Genomic DNA, 14,978 nt, shown 5'->3' on the forward strand with positions numbered 1-14,978 from the left:
CTTGCTTTTTTATTCAATGCTTATTTGTTGTGCTTTGGGAATAGGCGGCAGCAATGTTAATGGTGAAGGTATAGCCGCAGCAGCAGGTAATGCTATTTTTTCCGGAAGAATATCTTCTCCGTTGATGCCCGGTTTGGGGAACTGAGGGATACGACCATTCGGATAATTTAGCTGGTAAGCAGCATAGCGACTGGTGAAGTGTTGTATTGTATTGAGTCCACGATGATATATGTCAGGCCACACTGCCACATAAAGTCCATCCGGTTTTTCTTCGAAGACCATTGTTTCATACGAAATGATCACTGGAGTCCCGACTTCTACATACTCGTATAATTCCTGTACATCCTGATTATGCATGCGAATACAGCCACCGGATACAGGATAGTTAATATCCCATCCTTTATTTGTCCCATGAATGCCGAAGGTTGGTTGAAATTCCAGCCACCTTGTTCCTAACGGGTTATCAGGGCCGTAAGGCACAGGTGTTTGATCTTCAAATTTTGAACCGGGAAACCAGGTGGGAAACTCTTCTTTGGATAAGATGCGGTATGTACCAGTCGGTGTTTGCTCGTATTGGGTGCCTACGGCAACAATATAGGTCTTTAAAACTTTGTTGTTCTCAATGAGGTTGAGACGGTATTCAGGAAGGTTGACGGTGATATGGCGAACGGCTTGGGCAGGCACGGTAAGGCTCATGGCAAGAAGCAGGACGGTCAGGATGAAACGCAACATAGCTGCACCTCGCTTTTCAACTGATATGCTTTTAGCTTGTCAATGGCAGGCTGGTAATACACTCGTTAATTATTGGCAATACTGTTATGGAAATGCAGCAGACGTGATAAAGGTCACAGTATTGCAGTCCTCTGCGCAGTACAATAAAGCTAACAAAGCAGAAACAACCGGGTCTCGAAGTTAAATAAGGAGGAATACAAGTTGAATAAAGTAACAAAAGACAGTATTATCGGAGATATTGTTCGTCAATATCCGTCCAGTATTGCCGTTTTCCGCTCCCATGGCATGGGGTGTCTTGGATGCCCTTCGGCTAGTGGTGAAAGTGTAGAAAAGGCAGCCGGCATACATGGAATTGATGTAGAAGAGCTGCTGGAAGATTTGAATAAAGTGCTGTAAAAAATAAGCCCGTTGGGAAGAATAAAGGCTAAAGCAGGCCGAAAGGAATGACAGTCATGCTACCCTTTGTACCCAAACGGGCTTTTTTTGAGCCACAGGCACTGGATTATCCGCTAGGTAAAAAAATCTATAACCATCTAACTGATATGGGCGTAGAAATTGCAATGACAGGCTCTCATAACAGAGTTACTGGCATACCGGGCAAAACCACTGGTGAAGCATTTCGTGAGGCCAAGCGAACCTTGGTAGTGGGGGTAAGAAAGACGACTGATTTTGCCAGCTGCAAACCGTCGGCTCATTATCAGCTGCCTCTAAATACCAGTTGTCCCAGTATGTGTGAATATTGCTATCTGGCAACTACGCTGGGGCGCAAACCGTATATGCGAGTATATGTAAATATTGAGGAAGTACTGGAGCAGGCGCAAAAATACATGGACGAACGGAAGCCGGAAATAACGTATTTTGAAGGAGCAGCGACCTCTGATCCTATACCGGCCGAATACATCACAGGGGTGCTGAAACAGGCAATTGAATTTTTCGGCACGCAGCAATTTGGCCGGTTCCGGTTTGTCACAAAGCATTCTCATGTTGATTCGCTGCTGGATGCAAAGCATAATGGGCACACCCGGTTTCGCTTCAGTCTCAATGCGGATAAAATAATTACCCGCTTCGAACATGCTACGCCTGGCATGGAAGAGAGAGTCCAGGCTGCGGGTAAAGTCGCCCGTGCCGGTTATCCAGTAGGATTTATCATTGCTCCGATCTTCTATTACCCTGAATGGCAGAATGATTACAGGCAGCTGTTTGCTGCGCTTGATAGGCAGCTTCCAGAGCATGTCCGGCAGGATTTGGCGTTCGAATTTATCACTCACCGCTATACTACACGTGCGAAAAATCAGATTACGGAAATTTTCCCAGCCACTACCCTGCCGATGGATGAAGAGCATCGTAAGTTCAAATACGGTCAGTTTGGGTATGGCAAATACGTTTATAATAAAGATGTAATGACAGAAATGAAAACGGCTATGGTGGACATGGCGGGCGAATTTTTCCCTGATGCCAAAACAGAATATTTTGTCTGAAAAGTTGAAAAAACCGCCACTAACTGTGGCGGTTTTATTATTTAACAATAACTTATTGCTGAATATGAAGGATATTGGAGGATTTGAACGAATTTTGTTGTATGTCATAACGAAACGAACCTGTATTATCAGGAGGTTAATATGCACAGTTATGCCGTTTCATCTTTAGATGAATTTTCCGGCGTGCGAGAGCAAATTCGCAGCATTACGTTAAAACTTTGCCCGGACAGAGGGGATCTGCTGTTTGTTGCATTAAATGAAGCAGTGAATAATGCACTGTTTCACGGCAATGACCGCGACAGCAAAAAATGTGTAGAAATTATCTTGACCCTTGAAGATAATCAGGTATGCATTTGTATCCGGGATCAGGGCCGTGGTTTTGATCACCGTAACCGGCAGGCGGTGGATGAGGAACTGGATGAACATGGACGGGGTATTGCTATTATGCAATATTGTGCCGATGTTATTGAGTTTAACGAAGATGGTAATGAAATCATACTGCGGAAGAATATCAATTAAGCATACGTGATATGCATAAAAATGCTGCAAGATGAACTAATCGATTTTACTAGTTATAGGCAGAATGAATCAATAGCAAGGAGAGATGTTGAAATGAGACAGGAAATTAACATTCAGGATGGTCAGGTATTTGTCAGCCTTTATGGCAGTTTATATGTGGAAGAAGCGGCTGTATTACGCCAAAAATTACTGATGAACATTGATAAGGGTTACAGCCGGTTTATCGTCAATATGGCAAACGTAGACTACATCGATAGCTCGGGCTTAGGTGTTTTAGTAGCGATTCACAAACGTTCACTGCAGCATGGCGGCAGTGTAGCCATTACCGGACTGAAAGGTACTGTTAAAGAGTTATTTGAGCTTACCCGCTTGAATAAAGTATTTGATATTCAATAGCTAAAGGTTACATAAAATGGTCTCTTAGGACCTAGTAAGTAGCGAAACAGGTAGATCAAAAGTCGCATTTTCTCAGTAAGTAGACCTAAGGTCTCATTGCAGGGTAGACAAAAAGTATTGTCGAATGATAAGATGAACGTGAAGATTAAATCGAATTTTGGTGGTTAATAGGTCCAAATTTTCCATTAAGGCTGGAGTTTGGTAGGAGGTCTGAATCTTGGAGTTAGCAACGATTATAGGTATGGTCCTTGGGTTTTTAACAATTACAGTCGGAATGGTGCTTAAAGGATCTAGTGTGGCTGCTCTTATTAACCCTGCGGCAATAGTTATTATTTTCGTTGGTACAGCAGCCAGTTTATTTAATGGTTTTGCCATGGACGATCTGAAAAAATTTCCGATCCTTCTAAAGCTGCTTTTCAAGAAACAAGAACTGATTGCAAAAGGGGAGCTGCTTAGATTATTTGTTGAATTATCCCAGACAGCTCGACGGGAAGGCATCCTGGCATTAGAAGGCCGTATGGAAGAGCTCAGTGATCCTTTTTTACGTAATGGCATTAGCATGATTGTTGACGGATTAGACGCAGAGTTTGTTGGTGACGTATTGGAAGCAGATGTACAAGCTATGGAGGAGCGGCATCGCTCCGGTGCTTTGATTTTTAGCCAAGCAGGTACCTATGCGCCAACACTAGGGGTACTCGGAGCTGTTATTGGTCTTATTGCTGCTTTGGGCAATTTGGATGATATTGAAAAGCTGGGGCACTCTATTGCAGCAGCTTTCGTTGCTACCTTGCTTGGTATTTTCAGCGGTTATGTCCTGTGGCATCCTTTTGCGAATAAGCTTAAGAATATGTCTAAGCATGAGGCCGAAAGAAAACGCATGATGATTGAAGGCGTTTTATCCCTTCAAGCTGGCGATTCGCCAATTGCTGTAGAAGCTAAGCTGCTGGTATTTGTAGGACAAAAAGAACGGGCATCCTTGAAACCTAGCAAGCCGGAGGCTTAAACCATGTCAAGAAAACATCGCAAAGAACATCATGAGGAACACGCAGATGAATCCTGGCTCATTCCCTATGCGGATATCCTGACACTGTTATTGGCATTATTTATTGTGCTCTTTGCTTCTTCTCAGGTGGATCAGAAAAAATTTGAACAGATGGCAACTTCTTTCAACAGTGCTTTTCAAGGCGGCGACAAGTCTATTTTTGATAACACGCAGAGTCCGCCCCAGATAACGCAGGGGCAGCCGCGGCCGCAAGGGCCGGATTCTGATTCAAAAGGCTTTGACAGCATGACGATACGGCCTGATCGGACTTATATAGAAGAGACACTGCAACTAATTGAAGTCAAGAAGCAGCTTGATAATTATATTCAAAATAATGGCCTTGCCGGTGATTTGGAGACTAGTCTTTCGGAAGATGGCTTGCTGGTACGCATTAAGGATACGGCTTTATTTGAATCAGGACATGCCGACTTACTGCCCGAATCCCGTCGTTTTGCCGGAGAACTGGCTAAAATGCTGGCTCCGATGACGCAGCGCCTCTTTGTATCGGGTCATACGGATAATGTGCCGATCAATACATATGAATTCCCGTCGAACTGGGATTTGAGCACAAAGCGCGCTCTGAATTTTATGAAGTTTCTCCTGATGCAGGAGCCTACGCAAAAGGCAGAACGCTTTAGTATTACCGGTTTTGGTGAATATCAGCCGATTGCCGGCAATGATACCGCTGAAGGTCGTGCTAAAAACCGCCGGGTAGAAATTTTGATTATGCGCAATCATCCTATAAAAGCAAGATAAGCAAAGAACCTTGACGATCAGGTCAAGGTTCTTTTTTCTATCTCAGAATTTATAAATTGTACATTCACTAAGAGGATTACTCTAGTAGATTTTATTAATTTTTTGACTCGAGTGATAATTGTCTGTAAAATAGGGATGATATTTGTTTGCAAAACCAGGCCCGTATTGATAAGATACAGGGGAAAGTACAGGGTGATTGGCATATGATAATAGGCGTAGGCATTGATATTGTTGAAATAAGCCGGATTGCGGCAGCAATCAAACGGAAGGCATTTATTGACCGCGTCTTCACTCCTGCTGAACAGGCGTATTGCGAAAACCGTGGAGTACAGCGGGCTGCGTCTTATGCCGCACGGTTCGCTGCCAAAGAAGCGGTGCTCAAAGCATTAGGTACAGGACTTAGAGGTGGTACGTGGCAGGATGTGGAAATTACAAACAATAATCTTGGCCGTCCGCTTGTTCAGATGACAGGATATTATCAGAATTTGGCTGGTGAGCTGGGTGTGCAGGAAATATATTTATCAGTGACTCATGCGCGCGAATATGCTGCCGCGCAGGTTGTCTTATGGGGAGGAAAACAGAATGAAGCTAGCAACAGCAGCCCAAATGCGGGAGATTGATAAACTGGCAATTGAACAGTACCAATTACCGGGTGTTGTATTAATGGAAAACGCCGGTTCGGCAGTAGCCAGGGAAGTAGAGCGTTTGCTGACTGGACTGAAAGATAAGAAAATCTGTGTTTTTGCCGGTCTTGGCAATAATGGCGGTGACGGGTTTGTCGCTGCCAGGTATCTTGTGAATAGCGGGGCCAAGGTTAAAGTTTTTTTAATTGGTGAAAAGGCAAAAATAAAAGGTGACGCGCAAATTCATGCGGATGTAATAAGCCGTATGGGCATTGATGTAATGGAAATTACCGGTGAGCGGGATTGGGATAAGGTACGCATAGCGGTGACTTTTTCTGATTGCCTGATTGACGCTTTAGTAGGAACCGGTTTTCATGGAGAAATGAGTGAGCCCCTTGCGCTGGTCATTGATATTATTAACAGATCAGGCAAGAAGGTTGTTGCTGTTGATATTCCCTCTGGTGTCAATGCTGATAATGGTCAGATACAGGGAAGCGCGGTTAAGGCACACCTGACTGTGACTTTTGGTCTTCCTAAACCTGGGCTGCTGCTATATCCCGGAGCCAGTCAGGCGGGAGAAATCATGCTTGATGGCATTGGTCTGCCGCTGCCATTGCTCACAACCGCACCAGTGCAGCAAATGACGATTACAGCAGGCTATGTGAGGCAGCTTCTTCCCAAACGCCGGGCTGATTCGCATAAAGGGCTGAATGGACATGTGGGAGTGCTCGCGGGGTCGCACGGGTTTACAGGTGCTGCCGTCTTATGTGCGACAGGTGCACTACGGGCAGGCTCCGGTTTAGTAACATTAGCCGTTGCTAATAGCTTGCGTGGTGTGATGGAAGCAAAAACAACAGAAATAATGACAAGGACCTTACCTGAATTAGCTGGCGGTGCCATAGGGCTGAAGTCCACTCCTTATGTGGAAGAATTGGCTAATCACTGGGATGTAATTGCTATGGGACCTGGAATGGGCCGCCACAATGAAACACAGGAAGCTATCCGGGAAATCGTTCGTAATGTGGAAAAGCCGCTGGTAATTGATGCTGATGGTATTGTTGCTCTTGCCGGACACATGGATGTTATGCATCAAGCAGATACTATGGCCATATTGACCCCCCATCCTGGTGAATTGGGACAGCTTACCGGCTTATCTGCCCTGCAAGTCAACCAGGATAGAATTGGAATTGCCAGGAGAACTGCCAGCCAGTGGGGCAGTATAATTGTTCTGAAAGGTGCACCTACTGTAGTGGCTTTTCCTGATGGTGATGTATACGTTAATACCAGCGGCAATGCAGGAATGGCTACTGGAGGCACTGGTGATGTGCTGACAGGTGTTATTGCTGCTCTTATTGCCCAGGGGCTATCCAGTCATGACGCAGCAGTAGCCGGGGTATATCTTCATGGTCTGGCCGGTGATATTGCTGCTCAGAGCGGAGCCGTAGGGTTGATTGCCGGCGACTTGCTGCAAGCTTTGCCTGCAGCGATTGCCGGATTACAAAGTGGAGTGTAAGCATATTTTGCCATTGTAATAGCCATACTGAAAATGGTATAGTTGTATAGCAGGATATTATGCTTGATGAGATGATATTATATATATAAAAGTTGACATTTTTATATACTGTTTTATATAATTAGTCATATTAGTGGATGTTGCAAATGGCGGGGGTGAGGGTGTGGCCGATTTAAAGCGTATCATGATTAGCATCCCGAATAGCTTGCTGCAGGAAGTGGATGGCATAATCGCCATGGAGAAACTCAGTCGCAGCCAGTTTGTTCGGGAAGCGATGCGTTTGTATATAGAAGACCGCAAACGCAAAGCGGTGCGCGATTTAATGAAAAGAGGATATCAGGAGATGGCCATCATTAACTTAGCTTTAGCTGAAGAAGGCTTGGTAGCCGATGCTGAAGCATACGACTTGATGCCTGCCAGCTTGCTGTCGGAGCGTGAATAATCGATGATTGTAAAGCGCGGAGATATTTATTACGCCAATTTAAGTCCGGTGGTAGGATCGGAGCAGGGAGGTCATCGGCCTGTTTTAGTTATCCAAAATGATGTAGGCAATAAATACAGTCCTACTATCATTGTGGCGGCCATAACCTCACAGATTTCAAAAGCGAAGCTGCCTACCCATATTGAAATTAGTTCAAAGCAGTTTAGCCTGGAAAAAGATTCTGTTATTCTGCTTGAGCAATTACGAACAATAGACAAAAGGCGTCTGAAAGAAAAAATAACACATTTGAATGAAGAAGTTATGGGAAGAGTCGATGAAGGCATTCGTGTCAGCTTGGGACTTATCCAGATCTAGCGTGCGAATAGGCGGGTAACTGCCTATTTTTAGTTTATAGTGCTATGCAGCATTACATATACATATGGGGAGAATGATTCATGATTACATGGTTTCAACGACAAATTCGCCCAGTGGCAGTTTGTCTGGTTTTAATATTCACGATATTGGCTGCAGGCTGCAGTACCGGCAACCGTCCGGCAGGAGTTGATACGACCGGGCAAGTAGTTGTAAAAGTACTGGACATTGGACAGGGGGATGCTATACTTATCCGGTCCGGCGGGCAGGTTACAATGATTGATACCGGTGATACGCCTGCCAAAGAAAAATTAGCAGCAATTTTAAGTAAAGAAGGAATTACTACTGTCGATAAGCTGATCCTTACCCATCCTCACAGTGATCATATTGGTGGTGCAACAACGGTTCTCGAACGTTTTACCGTTAAGCAGGTTTATGACAGCGGGCAAACTACAACTACTGCTACTTACCGCAAATATATGCAGACAGTGGAAAAGAAGAAGATACCCTTTACTTTGCTTGCGGCAGGTGATACTGTCGACATAGGGGGAGGGGCGAGCCTGAAAATACTCAGCCCGAAAAAACCTTTTTTTACTGAGGATAATGGACAGCTTGATCTGAACAATAATTCGATTGTGGCAAAGTTAATTTTTGGATCATTCTCAATGCTGTTTACAGGTGACGCAGAAAAACAGTCTGAATTACAAATGATCAAAAATAATGGCAGTGAGTTAAAAAGCTCGGTTCTGAAAGTTGGACATCATGGCAGTAATACCTCATCAACGCCAGAGTTCCTGAAAGCAGTAGCAGCTGAAGCTGCAATTATTTCTCTTGGGGAGGGTAATGACTATCATCATCCTCATCCGGGAACCTTAAAAAAGCTGGAGAGTCAGAAGTACAAAATATACCGTACAGATCGCAGTGGAACGGTAACGGTAACCAGTGACGGCAGAACATATACAATTGGCAAGGAGAAAGAATAATTGTGATTAAAGCAGTCATCGACCGGTTTGAAGGAAATAAGGCTATTTTGTTATTTGATGATACTGAGGATCAGGTAGTTTGGCCGAAAAACAAGCTGCCAGATCCGGTTGCTGAAGGCGATATTCTCACGATGCAGATTGAAATAGATGTTGAGGCAACCGCTATTGCCCGAAAAGAAGCTGATGCATTGCTGCAGAGAGTTCTACGGCAAAACAAAAATGACTGATCACTCATTAATTTCTCCATTATTTAGAGAAAATGACTGATCAGTCATTTTCTTCACTTTTTGACAAATATCTGCAGGAGTTTTGGTAATAAAGCGCGAACCAAGGTAAAATTAGACGCAATAGGGGAGGTGTATGCAATTGCACCGTTTTGTTATGACAATTATTTCCCTGGCAATATTCCTACTGCCCTTGCAAATTGGAATGGCTGCCAGTGAAGCAGCAGTCGGAGCGCCGGATGCCAAACCGGCAGTAAAAGCACCTAATATTAAAAGCAATGCAGCCGTGCAGGCGAAACTGGATAAGAATAAGAACCCGCAAATTACCGCTCTTCGGTGGGCGAATCATATTGATGCGGTTACCGGACTTAGTACACTGCGGCTTGTTTTTGATGTATCAGGCCCGGTTACGGTAAGTTCATCCGTTATTGGCAGTCCTGTGCCGCAGTTGGCGGTTGTTGTTAAGGGGGCTGTTCCGGGGGATGTTGCCAGTACCTATGAGTTTGACGGACGTATTGCTGAGTTGCTTACCGTATCGGCAGCCGGAGCAGACACCCGTCTTGTTATGCAGCTACCGCTCATGCTCGAAGACACGGATTATAAAGTATTTACATTGCGCAATGATCCGGCCAATAAAAAGCCATTCCGGGTTGTTATTGATATCGGACAGAAAATGCCCCCGATTAAGTTTAATTTTACGGCAGGTCTGAAAGATAAGACAATTGTGCTTGACCCTGGGCATGGTGGGTCTGATCCTGGTGCCGTAGGCGCTAATAAAACAATGGAAAAGACGATTACACTTGCCGTCGCGCAGCGGTTGAAACCAATGCTGGAAAAAGCGGGAGCTAAAGTTTTTTTAACGCGTAATGATGATCGTGATGTATTTGGTCCGAATGCCTCGGCCGTGGACGAGCTTAGTGCCCGTACGACGGTTGCTAACAATAATAAAGCAGATATTTTTGTCAGTATACATATCAATTCTTTTACAAATCCTATAGCTGGCGGTATAGCGACGTATTATTATCAGAAGACGCCGTATGATGCACTGTTGGCCAGCAGTATACAAAGCACAATTGCTCCTGCAAGCGGCTTACAAAACAGAGGCATTAATGCAGCTAATTTTTACGTTATTAAACGGTCAGTTATGCCGGCAGTTTTAACTGAGCTAGGGTTCATCTCCAATCCTGAAGAGGAAAAACTGATGAATACTGCCGATTTCCAGCAGAAAATGGCACAAAGCATTTACCTCGGCTTGGACAAGTTTTTCACCCAGGCCGCTAGACTAGGGGGTGGGCAATAATGGCTCACACACGTAAACTATGGTTTCTTGTCTTGATGATGCTGGCCTTGCTTGTGTCCGCTTGCGCAAATGATAAGACGCCGGACATGACCAAACAATCGGAGAATCCTCCGGCAACTGAGCAGCAGTCTCCCGTTAAACCGCCAAATGGCCAAGGAGCCATGCGGCTGACTGTGTATTATGCCACTCAGGATGCTATGAATCTGGTACCTGAAGTGCATGCAGTGGAAAAAAATGATCATCCTGCTAAAACGGCGATTGAATTATTGCTGGCTGAGCCGAGCAACAAGCAGCTGGTCCGTGTACTTCCAGCCGGCACAAAACTAAAGAGTCTGGCCGTACGGGATCATATAGCCTATGTTGATTTTAATGATAAAATCGTTAAGAATAACGGAGGCGGATCGGCTACGGAGATACTCATTGTCGCTGGGATTGTGAATACCTTAACCGAATTTCCAGATATCCATAAAGTACAAATTTTAGTAGAAGGAAAAACGGTGGAAACATTAAACGGACACATGAGTGTAGGAGAGCCTCTCAGCCGTTCAGAAGGCATTATCAAGAAGATGTAAGGATAAGAAAAGCCGTTTAACCAGACAAGCGTCGGTTAAACGGCCTTTTTAATAGGGACAGAGCTTTTTCTTTTTTTGTATCACTGGAACCGTCCCCGTGCCATATGATGGGTTTCGTTCTTTATGGCCTTTCAAGTCTTTTGGAAGAATTGAAAGGCCTTTTTGCTCCTATTGATTTACGTATACCCGCGGTACGCGAGGACTAATGGCACACAAAAGCTCATAATTAATGGTATCTGCCAGATCGGCTAATTCGGTAACCGTAATTTCCTCGCTACCCTGCTTGCCAAAGAGTATTACCTCATCACCAACAGACACATCACAAACGGGGCCGATATCGACCATGATTTGATCCATACAGACCCGGCCGACGATCGCGCGGCGTTTGCCTCCTATTAAAACAGAGGCTTTATTGGAGAGAACGCGGTGATAGCCATCGGCATAGCCAATCGGTAAGGTCGCCAGCCAGGTTTTCTCAGCACAGCGATAGGTACAGCCATAGCTGATTGGAGAGCCTGGCAAGACTTCCTTAACATGAACGACTTGTGTATGCAAACTCATCGCCGGAATGAGATCAAGCTGATGCTGCATTTCATGAGAAGGCGGCAGACCGTATAGAATAATTCCCGGACGTACGGTAGTTAATTGACTGTCAGGCAGATCGATAACGGCAGCACTATTGCCGGCTGAAATGAAAGGTAGTGAAATGTTGGCAAGCTTTACCTGCTCAATTGCCTGCTGAAAAATTTGTAGCTGCTGATTGGCGTACGTTTTATCAGCTGAGTCGGCCGTAGCCAGGTGCGTAAAAACGCCGCGCAGGATTAATTGAGGAAACGCCTGTACTTGCCTGATAAAGGGAAGCAATTGATCAGGCAGAAGTCCTACCCGGTTCATACCGGTATCAACTTTTATCATAATCCGGACTTGTTTGCTGCAGCGATCTGCTGCTCCAGCCAAAGAAAGGAGCTGTGCTTCAGTACATACGGTAGCTGTTAATTCCTGTTCGGCAAGCATATCTGACTGCTCAGGCAAGGATAGTCCTAGAATGAGAATAGGCACGGTAAAACCCGCAGACCGTAATTCAGCACCTTCTTCCGGGATGGCGACTGCCAGGCAATCGGCGCCTGCTGACAAGGCCGTATGACTGACGGGAATAACGCCGTGACCATAGGCATTTGCTTTTACTACTGCGGTAATTGAAGTGGCCGGTTTAAGTATAGACCGGATTTGGCGAATATTATGGCGAATTGCTGCTAAATCAATTTCTACCCTGGTGGCACGCATGGAAGAACACCTTCTTATTTGATTTCTATAGATGGAGATTGTATTTCTTTAGCTTTTTTAATATAGCTGTATGGGATAGCCCTAGCATTTTTCCCAATTGGCGTGATGATTTATGCTGTTGGAGGGAGCGAATGAGTACGTCCCGCTCTACAGCCTCGACAATGGAATCAAGTGTTTGATTTATGGGAAGCAGCGCAGGCTGCCTTGGTGTGTAATCATGATCAAAGATAATATGTTCGGCTAATACGACGGAGCCATTCATGACATTGACTGCCCGCTCAAGTACATTTTCTAACTCGCGGATATTGCCGGGCCAATGATATTTGCTCAATTTAAGCAAAGCGGTTTCACTGATTGTGTTTACTTTCTTTTGCATAGTGGCGGCAAAACGCTGCAGGAAGTAATGGGCAAGCAAGCTAATATCAACTACTCGCTCTCGGAGCGGAGGGAGAAATAGTGGAATTACATTTAACCGGTAATATAAATCTTCCCGGAAACGACCTTTATCAATCAGCTCCTCCAAATTACGGTTAGTTGCTGCTAAAATGCGCACATTGACCGGGATTTCGCGGTTGCTGCCGATCCGGCGTACTTTTCCATCTTGTAATATACGGAGCAGCTTGGCCTGCAAATGACCGGAAAGCTCAGCAATTTCGTCAAGAAACAGGGTTCCGCCATTGGCATATTCAAATAAACCTTGCTTGCCTCCTTTGGCGGCACCTGTAAATGCTCCATCCTCGTAACCGAATAATTCGCTCTCCAACAGTGCATCGGGAATAGCGGCACAATTGAGAGGTACAAAAACTTTCTCCGATCGCGGGGAGGCAGAGTGGAGCGCTCTGGCAAATAATTCTTTGCCTGTACCTGTTTCACCGCGGATGAGGATAGTGGAAGTACCGGCAGCAATTGTTTTGGCCATGGCAACTACTTGCTGCATCGTATCTGAAGTATAAAGGATTTCGGCAAAGGTAAAAGTGAGCTGTCCTGTTATTGTATAAATCAGTTTCCGGACATCACCAATATCTTTTAACACGGCTACGGCTCCAATAATTCGCCCTGCCTGGTCAAAGACGGGACGGCCGCTGGCCAAATAATGACTTTTGGTTTTTTCCAGAAAAATTTCGCGGTTATTATATACCGTACCGTGCCGCAGGGCATCAAGCAGCGGGATGTCATCAGGAAGCAAGGCAGTAATTTCGCTGCCGAGCATTTGCTGACAGGGAACACGGATAATCCGCTCTGCTGCAGGATTGTACTGAGTGACGCGGGTTTGCTGGTCAATTGCAATAATCCCGTCACTGACTGAGCTCAGCACTGCTTTTAGCTGTTCCGATTTCTCCTGGTGAGGCATCAAAGGAATTTCCACAACTGCAAGCACTTGTAGTATGCTGCATAGCCGTTCTATTATAGCAGTTTTTTCGGACGGCTGGAGAATGATTTCAAGGTAAATGGTGTTGATTTCCACTTCCATAGAGATAATATTAATGTGGCGTTCGGCTAACACTTGCGAAATATCAAGCACTAGTCCTACTCGGTCAACATTGGGTATTTTCAGCCGTACCTGTTCCATAGACAAAATGACCTCCTGACAGGATATACATTACAATTAGCCGGAGAATGACAAAATCCTTTGGGTGATACAATTTTTTTTGCCAGAGTGGTATACTACCAATGCAGGAAATAGTTGCCTCTATTTCGAATGTCATCTTAGGATGCAACGCAATTTCAGACAAAAATAGATATGGTGGTGTCCCATGGAACTCAAAGATGTGGGCGAATTTGGTCTTATTGATCTTATAAAACAAGATACGATTAACGATCCGGGAACGGTTGTTACAGGTATTGGTGATGATGCTGCCGTGCTTTTGCCGACACCGCGCCAACTGCAGCTGATAACGACGGACATGCTGGTGGAAAACATCCATTTCGATTTAACGACAACGACAGCAATGCAGTTGGGATATAAAGCGGTAGCGGTAAATTTAAGTGATATTGCTGCAATGGGGGGAGTGCCTCGCCATGCTGTTGTATCTATTGCATTGCCTCAGCATACGGCAGTAGATTTTGTGCTTAATTTGTATAATGGTATGAAAGAGATCTGTCGTGAACATGGTGTAAATATTGTTGGCGGTGATACCGTGGCCAGTCCTGGGGGACTGGTAATTAATGTTGCAGTCATGGGTGAAGTGGAACCGACTAATCTCGTGAAGCGTTCGGGGGCCAAAGTTGGTGATATTGTTGCTGTTACTAACGTACTCGGCAGCTCCTCAGCCGGCTTGTCCTTGTTGTCGCGCGGTGAGTGGGAAGAGCATGATTTTTCCTGGCCACTGGTAACTGCTCATTTAACTCCCCGTCCTCAGGTGAAGACCGGTCAGCTATTGGCAGCTCATGGAGCAACCAGCATGGACGATATCAGTGATGGGCTCGCCAGTGAACTGCATGAGATTGCTGAGGCCAGCCATGTCAGTATTCAGGTTATTGGTAAGCATATTCCCTTATCACCGGAGTTGCGTGAAGCTGCTCAAGTCCTTGGGAAAGAGCCGCTCGATTATGCACTTTACGGCGGGGAAGATTTTCAGTTATTATTTACAATGGACCCGGAACAATTTGCTGTGATGAACACAATTGATCCGGGAGCAGCGATAACTAAGATTGGAGAAGTATTGCCTTTTGGTGATGGTGTTAGTCTGATTGACGAGATGGGACAGGCTCGCAAGCTGCAACCGAAAGGCTATAACCATTTTGGCTGCGATTAAAACTGGA

General features: G+C 45.1%; 18 protein-coding genes. 15 read left to right on the forward strand and 3 right to left on the reverse strand.

Annotated features, from left to right (window positions below; genetic code table 11):
• Positions 1-9: 9 nt before the first annotated feature.
• Positions 10-732: a L,D-transpeptidase gene (locus RTR76_RS03785; RefSeq protein WP_312516865.1), complete on the reverse strand. Its 723-nt coding sequence runs from the start codon at positions 730-732 to the stop codon at positions 10-12.
• Positions 733-933: 201 nt separating this feature from the next.
• On the opposite strand from RTR76_RS03785, the gene RTR76_RS03790 reads away from it, so the two are divergent.
• The 14 genes from RTR76_RS03790 (at position 934) to RTR76_RS03855 (ending at position 10,931) form a co-directional block, all read left to right on the forward strand.
• On the forward strand, positions 934-1,128 hold the full coding sequence (locus RTR76_RS03790) for a DUF1858 domain-containing protein (RefSeq protein WP_312516867.1): 195 nt from the start codon (positions 934-936) through the stop codon (positions 1,126-1,128).
• Positions 1,129-1,175: 47 nt separating this feature from the next.
• Complete coding sequence (gene splB, locus RTR76_RS03795) at positions 1,176-2,210, forward strand: spore photoproduct lyase (protein WP_312516869.1); 1,035 nt, start codon at positions 1,176-1,178, stop codon at positions 2,208-2,210.
• Positions 2,211-2,351: 141 nt separating this feature from the next.
• Positions 2,352-2,729, forward strand: coding sequence for an ATP-binding protein (locus RTR76_RS03800; protein ID WP_312516871.1), 378 nt, complete (start codon positions 2,352-2,354; stop codon positions 2,727-2,729).
• Between the two features lie 93 nt (positions 2,730-2,822).
• Positions 2,823-3,125, forward strand: a complete 303-nt coding sequence (locus RTR76_RS03805) for an STAS domain-containing protein (RefSeq protein WP_312516873.1) — start codon at positions 2,823-2,825, stop codon at positions 3,123-3,125.
• Positions 3,126-3,342: 217 nt separating this feature from the next.
• The gene (motA, locus tag RTR76_RS03810) at positions 3,343-4,128 is read left to right on the forward strand and encodes a flagellar motor stator protein MotA (protein WP_312516875.1); all 786 of its coding nucleotides are present in this window, start codon (positions 3,343-3,345) and stop codon (positions 4,126-4,128) included.
• A 3-nt stretch (positions 4,129-4,131) separates the two neighbouring features.
• Positions 4,132-4,923, forward strand: a complete 792-nt coding sequence (locus RTR76_RS03815; RefSeq protein WP_312516876.1) for a flagellar motor protein MotB — start codon at positions 4,132-4,134, stop codon at positions 4,921-4,923.
• A 203-nt stretch (positions 4,924-5,126) separates the two neighbouring features.
• Entirely contained in the window at positions 5,127-5,543 is a 417-nt protein-coding gene (locus RTR76_RS03820; RefSeq protein ID WP_312517261.1) for a holo-ACP synthase, read from the forward strand.
• Positions 5,506-7,059 carry an NAD(P)H-hydrate dehydratase gene (locus RTR76_RS03825; RefSeq protein ID WP_312516878.1) on the forward strand — a complete coding sequence of 518 codons (1,554 nt, stop codon included), beginning with the start codon at positions 5,506-5,508 and terminating at the stop codon, positions 7,057-7,059. Before RTR76_RS03820 ends, RTR76_RS03825 begins: the two co-directional genes overlap by 38 nt.
• A gap of 163 nt (positions 7,060-7,222) precedes the next feature.
• Positions 7,223-7,501, forward strand: coding sequence for a CopG family ribbon-helix-helix protein (locus tag RTR76_RS03830; protein ID WP_132075336.1), 279 nt, complete (start codon positions 7,223-7,225; stop codon positions 7,499-7,501).
• 3 nt (positions 7,502-7,504) lie between these two features.
• Positions 7,505-7,855: a type II toxin-antitoxin system PemK/MazF family toxin gene (locus RTR76_RS03835; RefSeq protein ID WP_132075333.1), complete on the forward strand. Its 351-nt coding sequence runs from the start codon at positions 7,505-7,507 to the stop codon at positions 7,853-7,855.
• Positions 7,856-7,935: 80 nt separating this feature from the next.
• Positions 7,936-8,835 (forward strand): ComEC/Rec2 family competence protein, encoded by a 900-nt coding sequence (locus tag RTR76_RS03840; RefSeq protein ID WP_312516881.1) that lies wholly within the window; start codon positions 7,936-7,938, stop codon positions 8,833-8,835.
• 2 nt (positions 8,836-8,837) lie between these two features.
• A complete protein-coding gene (locus tag RTR76_RS03845; RefSeq protein ID WP_312516883.1) occupies positions 8,838-9,062 on the forward strand; it encodes a DUF3006 domain-containing protein in 225 nt (74 codons plus the stop codon).
• A gap of 133 nt (positions 9,063-9,195) precedes the next feature.
• Positions 9,196-10,359 (forward strand): N-acetylmuramoyl-L-alanine amidase, encoded by a 1,164-nt coding sequence (locus tag RTR76_RS03850; protein ID WP_312516885.1) that lies wholly within the window; start codon positions 9,196-9,198, stop codon positions 10,357-10,359.
• Positions 10,359-10,931 (forward strand): GerMN domain-containing protein, encoded by a 573-nt coding sequence (locus RTR76_RS03855; RefSeq protein ID WP_312516887.1) that lies wholly within the window; start codon positions 10,359-10,361, stop codon positions 10,929-10,931. Before RTR76_RS03850 ends, RTR76_RS03855 begins: the two co-directional genes overlap by 1 nt.
• A 168-nt stretch (positions 10,932-11,099) precedes the next feature.
• Here RTR76_RS03855 and alr read toward each other — a convergent pair whose 3' ends face one another.
• Positions 11,100-12,215, reverse strand: a complete 1,116-nt coding sequence (gene alr, locus RTR76_RS03860) for an alanine racemase (protein ID WP_312516889.1) — start codon at positions 12,213-12,215, stop codon at positions 11,100-11,102.
• Positions 12,216-12,240: 25 nt separating this feature from the next.
• Positions 12,241-13,785, reverse strand: coding sequence for a sigma 54-interacting transcriptional regulator (locus RTR76_RS03865; RefSeq protein ID WP_312516891.1), 1,545 nt, complete (start codon positions 13,783-13,785; stop codon positions 12,241-12,243).
• A gap of 184 nt (positions 13,786-13,969) precedes the next feature.
• Between RTR76_RS03865 and thiL the strand changes: the two genes are divergently transcribed.
• Positions 13,970-14,971: a thiamine-phosphate kinase gene (gene thiL, locus RTR76_RS03870; RefSeq protein WP_312516893.1), complete on the forward strand. Its 1,002-nt coding sequence runs from the start codon at positions 13,970-13,972 to the stop codon at positions 14,969-14,971.
• Positions 14,972-14,978 lie beyond the last annotated feature (7 nt).

Source organism: Anaerospora sp. (assembly GCF_032013335.1).
Taxonomy (GTDB): domain Bacteria; phylum Bacillota; class Negativicutes; order Sporomusales; family DSM-15969; genus Anaerospora.

Coding starts and splice junctions, on each gene's coding strand:
- RTR76_RS03785 (WP_312516865.1), bottom strand. CDS start 732: ATGTTGCGTTTCATCCTGACCGTCCTGCTTCTTGCCATGAGCCTTACC.
- splB (WP_312516869.1), top strand. CDS start 1,176: ATGACAGTCATGCTACCCTTTGTACCCAAACGGGCTTTTTTTGAGCCA.
- RTR76_RS03800 (WP_312516871.1), top strand. CDS start 2,352: ATGCACAGTTATGCCGTTTCATCTTTAGATGAATTTTCCGGCGTGCGA.
- RTR76_RS03805 (WP_312516873.1), top strand. CDS start 2,823: ATGAGACAGGAAATTAACATTCAGGATGGTCAGGTATTTGTCAGCCTT.
- RTR76_RS03815 (WP_312516876.1), top strand. CDS start 4,132: ATGTCAAGAAAACATCGCAAAGAACATCATGAGGAACACGCAGATGAA.
- RTR76_RS03820 (WP_312517261.1), top strand. CDS start 5,127: ATGATAATAGGCGTAGGCATTGATATTGTTGAAATAAGCCGGATTGCG.
- RTR76_RS03825 (WP_312516878.1), top strand. CDS start 5,506: ATGAAGCTAGCAACAGCAGCCCAAATGCGGGAGATTGATAAACTGGCA.
- RTR76_RS03835 (WP_132075333.1), top strand. CDS start 7,505: ATGATTGTAAAGCGCGGAGATATTTATTACGCCAATTTAAGTCCGGTG.
- RTR76_RS03840 (WP_312516881.1), top strand. CDS start 7,936: ATGATTACATGGTTTCAACGACAAATTCGCCCAGTGGCAGTTTGTCTG.
- RTR76_RS03850 (WP_312516885.1), top strand. CDS start 9,196: ATGCAATTGCACCGTTTTGTTATGACAATTATTTCCCTGGCAATATTC.
- RTR76_RS03855 (WP_312516887.1), top strand. CDS start 10,359: ATGGCTCACACACGTAAACTATGGTTTCTTGTCTTGATGATGCTGGCC.
- alr (WP_312516889.1), bottom strand. CDS start 12,215: ATGCGTGCCACCAGGGTAGAAATTGATTTAGCAGCAATTCGCCATAAT.
- RTR76_RS03865 (WP_312516891.1), bottom strand. CDS start 13,785: ATGGAACAGGTACGGCTGAAAATACCCAATGTTGACCGAGTAGGACTA.
- thiL (WP_312516893.1), top strand. CDS start 13,970: ATGGAACTCAAAGATGTGGGCGAATTTGGTCTTATTGATCTTATAAAA.